This is a genomic window from Streptomyces sp. SGAir0957, assembly GCF_043523415.1.
In genome coordinates this window covers 8,091,082-8,107,866 of the sequence record NZ_CP027293.1, presented here as the reverse complement: position 1 = coordinate 8,107,866, position 16,785 = coordinate 8,091,082, and the positions used below count along the sequence as shown (strand labels likewise).

Sequence of the window (16,785 nt, the reverse complement as noted above, 5' to 3'; positions counted from 1 at the left end):
CGCGGTCAGCCGTTGACGCGGACGCCGAACTGGAAGCTGCCGATCGTGCTCATCGACTCGTAGCGCACGGAGGTGCCCGGGTACGGCGCGTGCAGCACCTGACCGTTGCCCGCGTAGAGGCCCACGTGCTCGGTGTTGTTGAAGAAGACCAGGTCGCCGGGCTTGAGTGCGCTCATGCCGATGTGCGGGCCCTCGTTGACCTGCGTGTACGTGACCCGGGATATGTGGGCCCCGGCCTGCGCGTACGCCCACTGGGTGAGCCCCGAGCAGTCGTAGGAGTTGGGGCCCGTGCCGCCGCGGACGTACGGCTTGCCGATCTGGGACGCGGCGGCGTTGAGGGCGGCGGCGCCGATCCCGGAGGCGGCCACCTCCTTGCCGAGCTCGACCCGGGTCGTGGCGGAGCGGCTGGCGCGCTCGTCCTCCTCGGCCATCTGCCGGCGCTCGGCGGCGGTGAGGGTGTTGAGGAGCTTCTGCGCCTTGCTGAGCTTGCCCTGGATCTCGGTCTTCTTCTTGCCGAGTTCGGTGCGGGTCCCGGCGAGGTCCTTGAGCTTCTCGGCGGCCTCCGCGCGCTCCTGCGCCAGCTCGCGCTGCTTGGCCTGCACCTGCTTCAGCGACTCCAGCTGCTGCGCGGAGAGCGAGTCGATCGTCGACGCCTTGTCGAGGTAGTCGTCCGGGTCGGCGGAGAGAAAGAGCTGGACCGAGGGGTCGATGCCGCCGGAGCGGTACTGCTCGCTGGCCATCACGCCGAGGCCCGTGCGCAGTTCGTTGAGTTCACCCTGCTCACGGGCGACCTTGTCCTGGAGCAGGCTGATCTCCTTCTCCAGCTTCTCCTGCTTCTCCTTGGCCCCGTCGTACTGGTTGGTGGCCCGCTCCGCCTCCGCGTACAACCTGTCGACCTGCGCCTTGACCTCGGTCTTGGTGGGCTTGGGGGCCGCGTTCGCACCCTGTGCGGACAGGGCCACGGCGGCGGTGGCGGTCGCGGTGAGCACGGTCACACGTGTGCGGCCGGGCTGCTTGGGTCGACGGTGGGACGACACGGAGGCGAGCTCCTTCTTTCCTGCCGCCCACGGCACGGTCCACGGGCGGTGCCCTCCCCCGTCACCCACCTCGTGTGCGTGATCTTGGAGAGGCCCGAGCCCGACCTTAGTGACCTTACTGTGACTGTTTCAAAGTTTGAGCTGAAAATTATCGGCCATTTCTCCACACGGGCCGCACAACCCACGTACGGCAACGGTCACTTGACGCTGCGTCGCGATCAGGTCGCGTCGGCGTCGCACCGCTCCGGCCTCATGTGTCGGCCCCCGCGTCGGTGTGACGACGTCCGGAGCGGCTGCCCTGCCAGTCGAGGACCATGACCGTGGCGTCGTCCGGCAGCCCCTCCCGGCACACGTCGTGCACCGCGTCGATCAGCGCCCGTACCGCCTCCCGCGGATGCTCGTCCGCCGTGGCCAGCAGAATGCCGGGCATGTCGATGTCGGCGCTCTCCCGCTCGCGCATCCCGTCCGTGAGCAGGACGAGCCGGTCACCAGGTGCGAAGTGGAAGCGCTGCACGTCGTAGCGGACCGGGGCGGGGACGCCGAACGGCAGGTTGACCGCGAGCCGCACCTCCTCGACCCGGCCGTCCCGCAGCAGCAGCGGCCAGGGATGACCGGCGTTGACGAGCTGGCACTCGCCCGTCTCCAGCGCCACGCAGAACAACTGGCCCGTCGTCATGCCGCGGGCGTGTTGGGCGAGCGCCTCGTGCGCGGCGTACGCCTGTTCCCGCACGCCACCCTCCGCGCGCCGGGACTGCCGCAGGGCGTTGACGGTGAGCGTCGCGAGGAGCGCGGAGGCGGTGTCGTGGCCCATCGCGTCGGTGATGGACAGGTGCAGGCTGCCTTGGTCGAGGCTGTAGTCGAAGGTGTCGCCGCCCACGTCGTTGGCCGGGGCCAGACCGCAGGCCAGCGTGAACTGCGCCGCCTCGCAGGTCGACGCCGACGGCAACAGCTGATGCTGGATCTCCGCGGCCAGGCTCATACCCGACGTGCGACCGCCCCAGTGGTAGAGGTCGGTGAAGCGCCGGTCGGTCACCACGATGTACGCGAGCGCGTGCGCGGCCTGCGCCACCGCGTCCCGCACGACGTCGTCCGCGCGCGGCACGACCAGCTCCAGGACGCCGATGCAGTCGCCGCGGTTCGTCACCGGCGCGACGAGCCGGTACCGCCGCCCGGCCCCCGTCCCGCTCACCCTCCTCGCCCTCCTCGTCCTCCTTGCCCTCCTCGCCCTCCTCGTCCTCCTCGTCCTCCTCGTCCTCCTGCAGCAATTCCTGGGTGCGCAGCACCCGCTCGTACCGGCTGCCCGGCAACCGCATCCGCTCCGCCACGCCGCGCGCCTGCCTCGCCGTACCGGCCCGGGGCAGCCGCACCACCTCCTGCCCGACCACGTCCAGGAACAGGAACGACACGCCGTCCGCGCCGAAACGCCGCTCCAGGGCGCGGGCCACCACGTCCACCGACTCGACGGGCGCGGCATCCTCCGCGGCCTTCAGCAGCGCGTCCAGCCCTGCCAGCTCACCAGGCACAGTCCTGTTCACTCCCGTCGGGGCCCTCGAACGCCCGCACTTCATCCGGCGGACACCCTTCCCCCGCAGTCCACCGCACCACCGCCCCGCCCGCATCCCCGCGGACGTATCCGGGTGGCGGGGCGACATGTGTGTACGGCCGCCCCGCAGACGCTCACCGCCGAGACCGGCGGCTTCAGCGACCTCTCGGAGCCGTTGCCCGGCCCCGTCGAGTCCGGCGCGTTCCTCGTCCGTTCTCTGACGGAGTCGGCACGGCCGGCAAACCTCACCCGCGTACGAGAAAGCCCTGGGGGCGGGCGGTGAACCGGCCGCCCCCAGGGCTTCGCCGAGGCGCTGTCGCGATCAGGCGACCGGAGCCACCGGCACGTCGGTGGCGGCCTCGGTCTCCTTCGCCAGGCGCTCCATGCCGCTCGTGTCCTTCAGCGGCTTCTCCTTGATGAAGACCACGGCGACCAGCGCGAGCAGCGCGAACGGCGTGGCCACCAGGAAGAGGTCACCGGTGGCGACCCCGTACGCGTGCTCCACGATCTCCCGCATCGGGGCAGGCAGCTTCGTCATGTCCGGAACGCTGTGGCCCCCGCCCTGCGAGGCGCCGGCCGGAACCCCGGAGGCGGCGAGCCCCTTGGTCATCTCGGTGGCGACACGGTTGGCGAGGATCGCGCCGAGGACGCTGGTGCCGATGGTGCCGCCCATGCTGCGGAAGAATGACAACACCGACGTGACGGCGCCGAGTTCGGTCGCGGGAACGTCGTTCTGCGCGGCCAGGACGAGGTTCTGCATCATCATGCCGACGCCGATCCCCAGGATCGCCATGTAGAGGCTGAGCAGCCCGAAGGGGGTCTCGGCGTCGATGGTCGACAGCAAGGCGAGACCCACGGCCATGGCGGTCGCGCCGGTGACGAGGTACCGCTTCCAGCGGCCGGTGGCGCTGATGATCTGCCCGGCGACCGTGGAGGAGACGAGCAGGCCGAGGATCATGGGCAGGCTCATGAGGCCCGCGACGGTCGGGGACTTGCCCAGGGCCACCTGGAAGTACTGCGACAGGAAGACCGTTCCGCCGAACATGGCCAGACCGACGAAGAGGCCGGCCAGCGTCGTGAGCGACACCGTGCGGTTGCGGAAGATACGGAGCGGGATGACCGGCTCGGGCACCCGTGACTCGACGAAGACGGCGACAGCGAGCAGCAGCACTCCCCCACCGGTCAGCGCGGCGGTCTGCCACGACGCCCAGTCGAACTGGTTGCCCGCGAGCGACACCCAGATCAGGAGCGCGCAGACACCGGCGACGATGAGGAAGGCGCCCAGGAAGTCGATCTTCACCTCGCGACGGACGGTGGGCAGCTTCAGGGTCAGCTGCAGTAGCACGATGGCGAGCAGCGCGAACGGTACGCCGATGAAGAAGCACCAGCGCCAGCCCAGCCAGTCCGTGTCGACCAGGACACCGCCGATGAGCGGGCCGGCGACGGTGCCGACGGCGAACACGGCGCCGAAGATCCCCGCGTACTTGCCGAGGCGGCGCGGCGGAATGATCGCGGCCATGACGACCTGCGCCAGGGCCGTGAGCCCGCCCGCGCCGATGCCCTGCGCGACACGGCTGAAGATGAGCAGCCCCACGTCGTGCGAGAAACCGGCGAGCAGCGAGCCGACCACGAACATGCAGAGCGACAGCTGGAGCAGCAGCTTCTTGTTGAAGAGGTCGGAGAGCTTGCCCCACAGCGGCACGGTCGCCGTCATGGCGAGCAGCTCCGCGGTGACGACCCAGGTGTAGGAGGACTGGCTCGCGCCGAGGTCGGCGATGATCCTGGGCAGCGCGTTGGAGACCACGGTTCCGGCCAGGATGGCCACGAACATGCCCGCCATCAGCCCGGACATCGCCTGGAGTATCTGCCGGTTGGTCATGGAGGTCGGTGGCGCCTCTTCAGGCACCGCTGATGCAGTCACTGCTTCTCTTTCGGAATCTGACGGCGGGCGTGGGACACGTCCGCGCGTGCGGGGGGCACCCGGCGGGGCGCGGCGAAGGCGCGCGCCGCCGGGCGGCATGGTGGAACGTCTTGGTCGGCCGTAGCGCTCGGTCGGTCTTCGCCCTTCGGCCTTCGGCCTTGTCAGTCGTCGGACGCGTCGGATGTGTCGGACGTGTCGTATGTGTCGGACGTGGCAGGGGGCGTCGGCAGCCCGGCGGCCAGGTGCTCGAACACCTCACGGAACACGTCGCTGAACGTGGTCGCGTCCTGCCGTACGCACCAGTGCTCGACGGCGACGCGGCACGCCGTCGCGCCGACCGCGGCCAGCAGCCGGGGGTACAGACCGAGGGCCCGGCGCCGCTGCTCGTCCTCGGCGGGCGTACGGGTCCGCCGCTCGTCGGTGAACAGCGGGGAACCCGCGCCGATCCGTACGGCGATGACCTCGGCCAGCCCGACCTCGTCGGCCAGGTGTGCGCCGAGGCTGCGCGAGAGGAGCTCCGGGGAGCGGCGCAGTACGTCTGCGTGGAGCTGCCACAACTCCTGCTGCTGCTCGACCTCGGCCAGTTCGAGCGCCAAGGCGTCGCGCAGCGCTTGGAGCGCGGTGTGTTCGGGCGGTGCGTCGAGCACGGCACGGCGCACGCGGGCGCTCGACTCCGCGCCGATCATGACGAAGACCTCGTCGCGGGAGTCGAAGTAGTTGAAGAAGGTGCGCGGGGAGACACCCGCCGCCTCGCTGATCGCGTCGACGGTCACATGTTCCACCCCGTGCTCGGCGGCGAGCCGCACCGCCGCCTCGACGAGCGCGGCACGCGTCGCCCGCTTCTTCCGCTCCCGCCAACCGCCCTCCTGGGCACCCTTCGCTTCCACATCTTGCATGGTACGCAAAAATGCAGGATCTGCAATCTCGGCCGGGACGTGCCCCGAAGCGCAGCTAGGAACCATCGACGTAACTGAGGTGGACCGCACACACCCGACACCGGAACAGATAAGTGGTCACGTCCCCGGTCCCGTCCCCGTAATGGAAGAACCACGACGGCCCCTGCCATTGGTCAGGGTTTGTGTGCGAAGACCCAGCGGTTGCCTGCCAAGGCGTCGTTCGTCTCGGGGAGTGGGCCGCGGCCGTGGTGGTGGGTGTATTCGAAGGGGGTGTGGACCGATGTGGACCAGCCCTGGCCGGCCAGGGCGCCCGCGGAGTCCGGGCGGGGCTCCTTCGCGAACAGGGCGAGGAGGTCGATGCCGATCTGCGCGGTCGTGGAGATGTAGAGGGGGCTGTCGCGGTAGGTCAGCAGGTCAGGTTCGAGCTTGACCTCGTAGGCGAGGGCGCTGCCGCGCGCGCTCAGCCGGTCCACCGTGGCGACGAGGGTCCTCTCGGCGTCGGCGGGGAGGTAGAACAGCAGGCCCTCGGCCAGCCAGACGGTCGGGGCGCCCGGGTCGAAGCCGGAGTCGGTGAGGGCCGCGACCCAGTCGGCGCGGAGATCGGCCGGGACCGTTACGCGCTTCGCCTGCGGCGTGGCCGACAGGCTGTCGAGCACCTTGTGCTTGAAGGCAAGCACCTCCGCCCTGTCGATCTCGAAGACGACGCTGCCGGGGGGCCAGTCGAGCCGGAAGGCACGGGTGTCGAGGCCCGCCCCGAGGAGGACGATCTGGCGGGCGCCCCCCGCGGTCGCCGATTCGAGGAGGTAGTCGTCGAGGACGCGTGTCCGCAGCCCGAAGTAGCGCGCGAAACGCCCCCAGAGCGGATTCGCGTCCCCGTCGGGCACGTGCTTCGGGTGGGTCGGCCATCCGGCGGACGCCGGTGCGGCGAGCACGAAGTGTTCGGCGAACACGTCCTGGGCGAGGCTGTCGTGCCGGTGGGTCTCGATGGCTCGTGCGGCGGCGACCAGGAGCGCGGTGGTCCCGACTCCGCTTCGGACGCCGGTGTCGTACTGCGTTGTCCCGACCACGTTTCCTCCGTCGACATGAATGTGGCATGGGTGCGGCGTGGGTGTGACTTGGGTGCGGCGTGGGTGTGACTTGGGGTGCGTTAAGGGTGGCCTCGGGGTGACTTCGGGCTCAGCGGCTCCGCTCCCGCGGCAGCAGGACGGGTTTGACGACGCGGCCGGCGGCACAGTCGCGTTCGGCCTCGTTGATGTCGGCGAGCGGATACGTCCGGATCAGGTCGTCGAACGGGAAGCGGCCCGCCTGCCACAGGTCGATCAGGCGCGGGATCAGCAGTCCGGGCACCGCGTCCCCCTCGCAGATGTGGGAGAGGCGCCTGCCGCGGTCCAGTGCCCCCACGTCGATGGGCAAGGGCGTGCGAAGGCGTGCCACCAGGCCGAGATGGCCGGTCGGGCGCAGGGACTTGAGCGCGTCGTTGATGAGCGCGGGGTCGGCGGTGGTGTCGAGGGCGTGGTGGGCGCCGCCGCCGGTCAGCCGCCGGATGCGGGCGGGCAGGTCGGGGGTGGCGGCGGGCAGGGGTGTCGCGCCGTACCGTTCCGCGAGGACGAGGCGTTCGGGGTACTGGTCGACGGCGACGGTCGCCGCTCCGGATGCGGTGGCGGCCATGACCGCCGCCAGGCCGACCGCGCCCGCGCCGAGAACGACGACGGTCTCACCGGGCCCGGCGCCGAAGGAGTTGAGGACCGCTCCGGCGCCGGTGAGGAACCCGCAGCCGAGGGGGCCGAGCAGTTCGAGGGGCAGGGAGGGGTCGACCCGGACGGCGTTGCGGGCCGGGACGAGCGCGTACTCGGCGAACGAGGACTGCCCGAACCAGCGCGGGGCAAGTGTCTCCCCCGCCGCGTCGGTGAACCTGGCGGAGTTCTCTTTGCGCCCTCCGAACAGGTTGAGCGCGGCGAAGGAGTCGCAGTAGGCGGGGGCCGCGTTCAGGCAGCTGGGGCAGTGGCCGCACGAGTCGAAGCTCAGGACGACGTGGTCGCCGGTGCGCAGGCCGGTGTCTGGCCCGCCGACCTCCGCCACGATGCCCGCCCCTTCATGGCCGAGGACCGCGGGCAGCGGCGAGCGGCCCGCGGAACACCGGACCGCGAGATCGGTACGGCACATGCCGCAGCCCGCGATCCGCACCAGGATCTCGTCCTCGGAAGGACCCGAGTGCAGCAGCACCTTCTCGAGCGTGAACCGGCTCTCGGGTGAGCGCAGGACCGCCGCGTCGAACCTTCTCGACATGCCGGCGGTCAGCCCGCGGCGACGGCCGCGGCCGCGTGTTCCTGGGCGTGCCGGTCCATCTCCGCCCGGAAGGCGGCGATCAACTCGGGTGTGATCCGGCCGGTGTTGCGGTCCCCGCCCTCGCAGACCGCGCCCCGCACCCCGACGATGTCGGTACCGATGCCGGTCAGCGCGGCGAGGTCGGCCGCCCGCACGCTGCCGGCGAGGGCGGCGAGGAGTTCGGCCTCGTGGGACCGGCGTACGAACTCGGCGCAGATCTCCGTCGGCACGTGGTCGAAGAGCCGGGTGCCGTCCTTGATGGCGGTGTCGAGCATGGCCGCGTCCGCGCCCGACCGCACGGCGATGTCGGGCAGGGCGAGCGGGTTGACGCAGCCGATCCGGTGGGCGTCGGCGTACCCGGAGGCGACGACGAAGGCGTCCGGCCGGTACTCCTTCACGGCCCGCACGACGCCCCGCATGACCTCGATGGCCTGGTCGGGTGTCGTGCATCCGTAGAGCCCCACCTTGATGTAGGTGGCTCCGGAGACGGCCGCGCCGAGCGCGGCCTGGGCCACGGTACCGGGCTTGTACGGTACGTCTCCCACGGTGGCGGAGACGGGCGTGCCGGCGGGGACCACTTCCCGGATCTCCCTGATGACCCACGGGAAGTTCGCGCCGAGCGAGCCCTCGGCGGGTCTCTTCACATCCACGATGTCGAGGTGCTCCGCCGCCTTCGCGCACTCGACGGCTTCCTCGACGCTGTCCGGGGAGATCAGAAGTAACAACGTGTGCCCCTTACCGCGCCCTCGCACGAGCCACCCGGCACAGCAGAGCAGGCAGGGGTGTGCGAACGCGCTGTCGTCCGTTGCGGTCGTCCTTCGCGGTCCGTTCATCATCAGCGGCCGCCCATGAGCACCGGTAGGGCGCGTGAAATCAGAGGGAGGTGCCGCCCGTGGGACGAGTGCGCCGTGCGCGCCGGTGCAATCGCCTCCACTTCCCGTTCATGCTGCCGCGACACCATCTTCACTCTTTATGTTGACCAGCCGGCCTTCCCGGGACGCCGGGGTCGGCTGGTCAACATAGTTACTGCTCGGCCGGCCCACATGGCCGTCTCTGGACGCGAGAAAGGTAGAAACACACATGCGGACCGAAGCAGTCACACGTGTGAAGCTGGTCTTCACCCTGTTCGACGCCGACGGCAACGGGGTCCTGGAAGCCGACGACTTCACGCTCATGGCCGACCGCGTCGCCGCGGCGGTGCCCGACGCCGACGAGGCACGCACCCGGGCCATGCGCGCCGGCTTCCAGCGCTACTGGGAGACGCTGGTCCGGGAGCTCGACACCAACCGCGACGGCCGGATCACCTACGACGAGTTCCAGGCGTGCGTCCTGTCACCGGAACGCTTCGACGGGGCCGTCGACGCCTTCGCGGCGGGCTTCTCGCACTTCGGCGACGTGGACGGCAGCGGCACCGTCGCCCGGCCCGTCTTCATCGGCATGATGCGCGGCGTCGGCTTCGAACTGCCCAACATCGAGGCCCTGTTCAACGCGTTCGGGCCCGATGCCGACGACCGCGTCCGGGTGGACGTGTGGGAGGCCGAGATCAAGAACTACTACGCCCCCGACAAGGGCGGCGTCCCCGCGGACCTGCTGGCGGCCGTCCCGACGCCCTGATCCCGGCCCCCTCGCACCGCACTGGCGCTCACCGGGAGGCTGTCGCCGCCACGTATCGTGCAGGGCGACGGCACGACACACACGACACACCTGGGGGCACATCATGATCGGTGTCGAGGAGCTGGAGACCACCGCGGCGCTGATCGCGGAGCATGTGGTGCGCACACCCACCCTGCCCAGCCCGGGGCTGACCGCCCTGCTCGGGGTGCCGGTCACGCTCAAGCTCGAACTGCTGCAGCGCAGCGGCTCGTTCAAGGCGCGGGGCGCGGCCGCGAAGCTGCTGACGCTCACGGACGAGCAGCGTGCGGCCGGGGTGGTCGCCGTGTCGGGCGGCAACCATGGTGTCGCGGTGGCCGAGATGGCGGCCGCGCTGGGGGTGCGGGCCACGGTGGTCATGCCGCGTACGGCACCGGCGCGCTCGGTGGCGATCGCGCGGGCCGCCGGCGCGGACGTACGGTTGGCCCCCACGATGGCGGAGGCGTTCGCGCTCATGGAGCGCCTGGAGGCCGACGGGCTGACGCTGCTGCATCCGTTCGCCGACCCGGTGGTGATCGCGGGGCAGGGCACGGTGGGCCTCGAACTCGGCGCCGATTCCGGCCCGTTGACGGACGTCCTCGTGTCCATCGGCGGGGGCGGCCTGATCGCCGGTGTGGCGGCGGCGCTGCGGGCGCTGCGGCCGGAGGTGCGCGTGTGGGGTGTGGAGACGACCGGCGCCGACGCGATGACGCAGGCGCTGGCGCACGGCGGCCCGGTGGCGGTGGACGTCGATTCCCGCATCACGACGCTCGGCGCGCCCACCGTGTCCCCGCTGACGTACGAGATGGTGCGCGATCTGGTCGACGAGGTGCTCGTGGTGCCGGAGGAGGAGGCGTTCGCCGCCGTCCGCGAGATGGCGGAGCACGCCAAGGTGTGGACGGAACCCGCCGCCGCCTGCCTCCTTCCGGCCGCCCGCCGCGTCCTCGCGAAGACGGGCACGCAGACCCGGCTCGGCCTGGTGGTCTGCGGCGGCAACGCCACGGTCGACGACGTCACGTCGTACGCGGGGCCGTAAGGCGACCGCCGAACGGGGCGTGGGAGCCGCCGCGCGCTCGCGGGTGCACGGCGGCCTGCCGCGCCTCAGTCCATCTTCAGTGAGTCCTCCAGCACCTTCGCGTTCTTGATCATCTCGATGGGCTTGGCGTGCGTGACGGACTGCAACGGGGATTTGCCGGTGTTGAGGTCGAGTCCTGACGGTGAGACGTCCGCGACGGCGGGCGCGGCGGCCATGAGGGCGGCGGTTCCGGCGAAGGCCGCCGTGCTGAGTGCTCGGCTGATGATGTTGTCCATATCCGGACAACGAGACATGTGTCGCGGGGGCACGTCTCCGTACCGGATCAGGGGGGTACGGGCCCGTAGTGAGGTGGGGGCCGCAGATGTCACAGCGCTGAGCCAGCTATGGCAGCGCTGCTGTCGCAGCGCTGCCATAGGTGCCGAGACGCGGCGTCCGGAGCGGTGGTGTCAGCAGGTGACGAGGACCACCGACACGGCGGTGCAGGAGACGGACGCGCTGTCGTTGGCCGCATTGAAGTCGGTCGGTGCCGACGCGGTGCGCTGCGCCGTGAGCTTCACCTGGCCGAGCGTCAGCAGGTGCAGCGGGACGCGGAACGTCTTCTGCGCGCTCGCCTTGTCGGCGATGGCGCCGAAGGCACAGGTCACCGTGGTACCGGCGGCGCTGCAGCCGGGGGCCAGACCGGTGGCGGAGGTGCCGCGCGGGAGCTTCACGGTGAGCGTCGCGGAGGTCACCGCCTCGGGGCCCGTGTTGCGGGCGCTGAGTGTGTAGCTCAGATAGGGCACGAGCAGCCCGAGATGCGGCTGGGCGGTGAGCTTGACGTCGATGTCCGCCGACGACGCCGTTGACGGCTCGGGGACGAACCCGATGCCGTAGGGACCGTCCAGACCGGTGATGGTGGTGCTGACCGTATGGGTCGCGGTGTCGATCACCGAGACGGTGCCGTCGTCCACGTTGGTGGCGTAGGCGGCCGTACCGGCGGGGTTCACCTCGACCTTGGCGGGGCCCGAGCCGACCGGGACGGTCGCGGTCACCGTGTGGGTCGAGGTGTCGATCACCTTGACGTCGTCACTGCCCCGGTCGGTGACGTAGGCCGTCTCTCCGGTGGCGTCGAACGAGACGCCGTGCGGGCCGGATCCGACCCCGATGTCCTTCGTCACGGTGTTGGTCGCCGTGTCGATGACGGAGACGGTGTCGTCGCTGCTGTTGTTGGCGACGTAGGCGACGTCCCCGGAGGGGCTGACCGCCACGCCGGAGGGGGCGTTGCCGACGGCGACGGTGGCGGTCACCGTGTTGGTCGCGGTGTCGATGACCGAGACCGTGTTGCTGGCGTTGTTCGACACGTATGCGGTGGCGCCCGACGGGGTCACCGCCACCCCGTTCGGGGAGCCGCCGACGGGGACGGTCGCGGTGACCGCGTGTGTCGCCGTGTCGATGACGGACACCGTCTCGTCGCCGCTGTTGGCCACGTAGGCGCGGGTCCCGGACGGGGTGAACGCGACGCTGAGGGGGTTGCTGCCGACCGGGACGGTCGCGGTGACCGCGTCGGTCCTGGTGTCGATCACCGAGACGGTCTTGTCGTCGTAGTTGGTGACGTAGGCACGGGTCGCGGCGGGGTCGACCGCCACGCCGACGGGGCTGTTGCCGACGCCGACGGTGCGGGTGACCGTGTTAGTGCCGGTGTCGATCACCGACAGGGAATCGCCGTGAAAGTTGGCCACGTACGCCGAGGGGCCCTCGGCGGCGTGGGCGGGCGTCGTGAGCGCCGCGAGCCCGGACAGCGTCAGGGCGCCGGCCGCGGCGAAGGGCGTCAGACGCCGCCCCCACCCGGACAGCGGCCGTCGTGGTCGTGCGGGTCCAGCGGCCAGTGGTCTTTCGGGCACAGCAGCCACGTGTACTCCCCCTCCGTCGGGCGCACGCCGCGACGGAGGGCCGGAAGGACCCGAGGACCGGCGGCGGCGCGGTAGCGCACCTCCCGTCGTCGGCGGTCGACGACGACGGCGACGCCCGTCCCTACGGCGTCACCAGCATCATCACGCACTCTCCCCCAACTGGGAACAAGACCTTTACAGTTGCTCGCACTCGGTCAAAAACTGGCCCTACTTGATCTCCCGGCCGTCCCCGGCCCCCGCCGCCGCCCGCTCCACGCCGATGACCTTGCGGTAGACGCGCGCGCCGTCGCCGTAGTCGTCGATGGCGTAGTGCCAGGTGGCGCGGTTGTCCCAGAGGACGAAGTCGCCGGGCCGCCAGCCGAAGCGGATCGTGTAGTCGGGCGAGGACGCGTGGCGCAGGAGGTGGTCGAGCAGGACCTTGCCCTCGGCGGGGGTCACCCCGGTGAGGCCGGTCGCCGACGTGCTGATGAAGAGGCCCTTGCGGCCGGTGTCCGGGTGCGTGAGGACGACCGGGTGCTCGGTCGTCGGCCCGCTCGCGGTCTTCTTGCTGCCCTGCGCGTAGTTCTCCGCGTTCCCGTCGTACACGGCGCCGACTGACTCCAGGAGTACCTTGAACGGTTCCGACAGGTCGTCGTACGCCGCCTGCAGGTCCGCCCACAGGGTGTGCCCGCCGATCTCGGGCACCACCTCGTAGGTCAGCGACTCGATCGCGAAGACCGGGTCGCGCCACAGGCCGCCGATGTGCCAGGTGCTGGCCTTCCCGGTCTGGCTCACGTTGTACGGGTAGACGAGCGGGTTCGCCGGGTCCTTGGCGGCGGTCGGGTGGTCGAACGGCTCGGCGAAGACGCGTACGGCGGCCACGTGCTGGTCGGGGGTCAGGTGCTGGTCGCGGAAGACCAGCACCTTGTGGTCGAGGAAGGCCTGGCGCAGGGCGTCGGCGGTGCTGTCGTCGACGGGGACGGTCAGGTCGATGCCGGTGATCTCCGCGCCGAAGCGCGGTCCGGTCCGGAGGATCTCGAAGGGGGCGACGGTCGTGGTGATCGACATGCGGCCGAAGCTAGTCAGGCCCGCAACTGCCGGTCAACTGACGGCAGTTGGAATGCACGAGACTGCAATGCCCGGTCATGACGCCGCCATGCGCGTGTCACAACCGGGGCGGCGGCGGCGAGCACTTCGGTGCGCCGTCTCAGACCCGGGCGGCGGCGAGCGCTTCGGAAGCTCTCCCACCGCGGGGCGGCGGCGAGCGCTTCGGAGACTGTCAGACCGGGGCGAGCTGTTCGTCGAGGCGGTCCAGCGTGCGTTCGCCACCGTCCCGGGCGCCGTCGTCGAAGGCCCGCCGGTACTCCTGCGCCCCCAGGGCCGCGCACAGTGCCGCGGCGATCCGGTCCACGTCCCCGCGCTCGGCGGGCGGCAACGGGGCGTCGGCGCCGAGCCGTTCGGCCTCCGCGGCGCCCAGGAGCGCGGCCGCGGCAACCGGGGCCCGGGAGGCCAAGGCGCCCGCCAGTCCTTCGAGGGACAGGGCGAGGGCACGGGGTTCGCCGAGCGCGCGGGCGACGGCGAGGCCCCGCAGATGAAGGGCGAGCGCCTCGTCGGGGCGGGACCGCTGCTCGGCGAGGAAGCCGAGTTCGGCCAGGCGCAGATGCTCGCCCGCGGGCGACGACGCCTGGGCGAACCGGTCGCGCAGCCGCTCCAGATGGCCTTCCGCCGCGTCGTGGTCCCCCGACCGGCGCGCGCCGAGCGCCAGGCCCATCTCGGCGTGGATCTCGACGTACGTGTACCCCTGCTCTGCGGCGATCCGGCGGGCCTGCTGGTGCAGGGTGCGGGCGCGGTCCCAGTCCCGGGCCAGCAGGGCGAGCCGTCCGAGCCCGGAGAGGCGGGCGGGGATCTCGGCGGCGAGGCCCAGGTCGCGGGCGATGCGCAGCCCGTCCCGCTGCAACCGTTCGGCGTCGTCGTACGCGCCCTTGATCTCGGCGAGCGTGGCGAGCGGCGGGACGGTCTGCACCTCGCCCCACTGGTCGCCGAGTTCGCGGAAGAGCCGGGCGCTGCGCCGGCCGTCGCGGCCGAGGCCCACGAGGTCGCCCCGGTCCAGGGCGAGGCGGGCCCGCAGACCGAGCGCGGCGGCCGTCCCCCAGGTGTCGTCGAGGGTTTCGAAGAGGTGCAGGGCGCGGGTGTTGAGCGCGTCGGCGTCGTCGGCCGCGCCCGCGCTGAAGAGCCCGTACGCGCACAGCCACAGCGCGCGGGCGCGGCGGGACGGGTCGGGGGCGTCGGGCACGCAGCCGTCGGTCGCGGTGACGGAGGGGGCGGTGCCGCGTCCTTCGGTGAGGAGCGCGAACGCCCGCCGCAGGAGCAGGAGTTCGGGGGGCCCGCCGGAGGCGGTGGGCGGGACGTGGGCCAGAACGGCGCCCAGCGCGCGGCGGGCTTCGGTGGGACGGCCGCGCAGCAGCCACCACCAGGCGAGGGCGCCGGTGAGGCGTTCGGCGCGGGCGCTGTCGCCGTCGGCGGCAAGGTGGGTGGCGGTGTCGAGGGCGGCGCGCAGGTTGCCCGCCTCCGCGTCCAGGGCGTCGAGGCGGTGGCGCTGGTCGGGGCCGCGCAGGCCGGGCTCGGCGCGTTCGGCAAGCTCCAGGTAGTACGTCAGGTGCCTCTCGCGGGTCGCGGCGAGGTCCGCCATCTCGTGCATCCGCTCGACGGCGTACACGGCCACGGACTCCAGGAGCTGGTAGCGGGGTCCGGCCGGGCCGGGGGCCACGACCACCAGGGAGCGGTCGACGAGCCGGGTGATCAGGTCCAGGACCTCTGGTCCGGTCACGCCGTCGCCCGCGGTGACGGCTTCCGCCGCGGCCAGGTCGCAGCCGTCGCTGAACACGGCGAGGCGGCGCAGCACGATGCGCTCGGGGGCGCTGAGCAACTCCCAGCTCCAGTCGATGACGGCGCGCAGGGTCTGCTGGCGGGCGGGGGCGTCACGGCGCCCGGTGGTGAGGACCTGGAAGCGGTCCTCCAGGCGGGCGGCGAGCGCCTGGACGCCGAGGGCGCGGACGCGGGTCGCGGCCAGTTCCAGGGCGAGCGGGATGCCGTCGAGGCGGCGGCAGATCTCGGCGACGGCGGCGCGTTCGGCGGGTGCGGCGGCGGCCGGGTCGGCGGGGAAGCCGGGGGCGGAGGCGGCGGCCCGTTCGGTGAAGAGGCGGATCGCGTCCTCCGAGTTCAGCGGTTCGACCAGCAGGACGGCCTCGCCGGTGAGGCCGAGCGGTTCCTGACTGGTGGTGAGCACGCGGAGGCCGGGGGCGGCCGACAGCAGACGCCCGGCCAGCTCGGCGGCGGCGTCCACGACGTGCTCGCAGTTGTCCAGGACGAGGAGGGCGTGGCGGTCGCGGAGCGCGGTGACGAGGAACTGCGCGGGGAAGGAACCGCTGTCGGTGTCCGCGCCGCGTGCGGTCCGGGTGTCGTCGCGTACGCCGAGGACGGTCGCGACGACGTTGGCGAGATCGGCGGCCGAACCGGAGCGCACCCCCGACAGTTCGACGAGCCAGCTGTCCTGTGCGGCCGTGGCGGCGGCGACCGCGAGCCGGGTCTTGCCGACGCCGCCGGGCCCGGTGAGCGTCACCAGGCGTGCGCTGTCCACGAGTTGGCGTACCTGGGCGAGCAGCTCGTCGCGGCCGATGAGCGCGGTCAGCGGGGTGGGGAGGTTCCCGGACGGGGCGGGTGGCCGCACGTCAGCGGCCGGCCGGGCCGGTCCCCGGCCCGGGGCGGCGGCGGGGGCCAGGCCCGCCCGCCGGCCGGCGGGGACAGACGGGGGTCCTGGCGGAGGAGCGCGGTGTGCAGTGCGGCCAGTTCGGGCCCCGGGTCCACGCCCAGGTCATCGGCGAGCCGGGCGCGCAGTTCCTCGTAGGCGGCGAGGGCCTCGCTCTGGCGCCCGGCGGCGTACAGGGCGCGCAGGTGCAGCGCGCGGAGGCGTTCGCGCAGGGAGTGCGCGGCGGTCAGTTCGGCCAACTCGCCGACGAGGGAAACGTGGTCGCCGAGGTCGAGGCGGGCGGCGGCCCGCTCCTCCAGGGCGGTGAGCCGCTCCTCGGCGAGGCGGGCGGCGGCGGGGCGGGCGAACCCGGCGTCGGCGAAGTCCGCGTACGCGGGCCCGCGCCACAGGTCGAGCGCCTGGGTGAGCAGGGCGCTGCGCTCCGCGGGGGCCGGTTCGGTGGCGGCGCGGGCCGTCAGCTCCCTGAACCTTGCCGCGTCGATGGCGTCCGCGCGGAGGTCGAGGTGGTAGCCGGGAGGGCGGTGCACGACGCGGTTCTTGCCGAGGACGCGGCGCAGTTGTGAGACACGTGCCTGGAGGGCGCCGGCCGGGTTGGCGGGCGGTCGGGTCTCCCACAGGGCGTCGATGAGCCGGTCCGCGGGGACGGTGCCCCCGTCCTGGCTGAGCAGCATCGCGAGCAGGGCCCGGACTTTGGCCTCGGGGACCGTGACCTCATCCCCGTCGTCATTGCGGACCACGAGTGGCCCGAGCACCCCGAACTGCAT

The 16,785-nt window shown here is 72.1% G+C and carries 13 protein-coding genes and 1 pseudogene; 2 read left to right on the top strand and 12 right to left on the bottom strand.

The features are described 5' to 3' along the window. Positions 1 to 5: 5 nt before the first annotated feature. From C1N81_RS42125 to C1N81_RS42095, 7 genes and pseudogenes are all read right to left on the bottom strand, one after another. Positions 6 to 1,037: a C40 family peptidase gene (locus C1N81_RS42125; RefSeq protein ID WP_394436857.1), complete on the bottom strand. Its 1,032-nt coding sequence runs from the start codon at positions 1,035 to 1,037 to the stop codon at positions 6 to 8. A gap of 250 nt (positions 1,038 to 1,287) precedes the next feature. Beyond that, positions 1,288 to 2,560, bottom strand: a pseudogene (locus tag C1N81_RS42120) (PP2C family protein-serine/threonine phosphatase). Positions 2,561 to 2,902: 342 nt separating this feature from the next. Then, positions 2,903 to 4,459 (bottom strand): MDR family MFS transporter, encoded by a 1,557-nt coding sequence (locus C1N81_RS42115; RefSeq protein WP_394436855.1) that lies wholly within the window; start codon positions 4,457 to 4,459, stop codon positions 2,903 to 2,905. 203 nt (positions 4,460 to 4,662) lie between these two features. Beyond that, on the bottom strand, positions 4,663 to 5,397 hold the full coding sequence (locus C1N81_RS42110; protein ID WP_394436853.1) for a TetR family transcriptional regulator: 735 nt from the start codon (positions 5,395 to 5,397) through the stop codon (positions 4,663 to 4,665). Between the two features lie 173 nt (positions 5,398 to 5,570). After that, entirely contained in the window at positions 5,571 to 6,464 is an 894-nt protein-coding gene (locus C1N81_RS42105) for a class I SAM-dependent methyltransferase (RefSeq protein ID WP_394436851.1), read from the bottom strand. A gap of 109 nt (positions 6,465 to 6,573) precedes the next feature. After that, positions 6,574 to 7,683: an NAD(P)-dependent alcohol dehydrogenase gene (locus C1N81_RS42100; RefSeq protein ID WP_394436849.1), complete on the bottom strand. Its 1,110-nt coding sequence runs from the start codon at positions 7,681 to 7,683 to the stop codon at positions 6,574 to 6,576. Positions 7,684 to 7,691: 8 nt separating this feature from the next. Then, positions 7,692 to 8,447, bottom strand: a complete 756-nt coding sequence (locus tag C1N81_RS42095; RefSeq protein WP_394436847.1) for a (5-formylfuran-3-yl)methyl phosphate synthase — start codon at positions 8,445 to 8,447, stop codon at positions 7,692 to 7,694. Between the two features lie 355 nt (positions 8,448 to 8,802). Here C1N81_RS42095 and C1N81_RS42090 point away from each other — a divergent pair, with 355 nt between their 5' ends. Together C1N81_RS42090 and C1N81_RS42085 are read left to right on the top strand one after the other, a co-directional pair. Next, positions 8,803 to 9,336: an EF-hand domain-containing protein gene (locus C1N81_RS42090; protein WP_394436845.1), complete on the top strand. Its 534-nt coding sequence runs from the start codon at positions 8,803 to 8,805 to the stop codon at positions 9,334 to 9,336. A gap of 103 nt (positions 9,337 to 9,439) precedes the next feature. Next, positions 9,440 to 10,387 carry a threonine/serine dehydratase gene (locus C1N81_RS42085; protein ID WP_394436843.1) on the top strand — a complete coding sequence of 316 codons (948 nt, stop codon included), beginning with the start codon at positions 9,440 to 9,442 and terminating at the stop codon, positions 10,385 to 10,387. A gap of 65 nt (positions 10,388 to 10,452) precedes the next feature. On the opposite strand, the gene C1N81_RS42080 is transcribed toward C1N81_RS42085, so the two are convergent. The 5 genes from C1N81_RS42080 to C1N81_RS42060 all read right to left on the bottom strand — a co-directional run bounded on the left by C1N81_RS42080 (position 10,453) and on the right by C1N81_RS42060 (position 16,785). Beyond that, the gene (locus C1N81_RS42080; RefSeq protein WP_394436841.1) at positions 10,453 to 10,662 is read right to left on the bottom strand and encodes a hypothetical protein; all 210 of its coding nucleotides are present in this window, start codon (positions 10,660 to 10,662) and stop codon (positions 10,453 to 10,455) included. Between the two features lie 171 nt (positions 10,663 to 10,833). Beyond that, on the bottom strand, positions 10,834 to 12,276 hold the full coding sequence (locus tag C1N81_RS42075; protein ID WP_394436839.1) for a YVTN family beta-propeller repeat protein: 1,443 nt from the start codon (positions 12,274 to 12,276) through the stop codon (positions 10,834 to 10,836). Positions 12,277 to 12,483: 207 nt separating this feature from the next. Further along, a complete protein-coding gene (locus tag C1N81_RS42070) occupies positions 12,484 to 13,323 on the bottom strand; it encodes a TauD/TfdA dioxygenase family protein (RefSeq protein ID WP_394436837.1) in 840 nt (279 codons plus the stop codon). A gap of 211 nt (positions 13,324 to 13,534) precedes the next feature. Then, entirely contained in the window at positions 13,535 to 15,982 is a 2,448-nt protein-coding gene (locus tag C1N81_RS42065) for an ATP-binding protein (protein ID WP_394436835.1), read from the bottom strand. Beyond that, entirely contained in the window at positions 15,940 to 16,785 is an 846-nt protein-coding gene (locus tag C1N81_RS42060) for an AfsR/SARP family transcriptional regulator (protein ID WP_394436833.1), read from the bottom strand. The genes C1N81_RS42065 and C1N81_RS42060 overlap by 43 nt, the downstream gene beginning before the upstream one ends.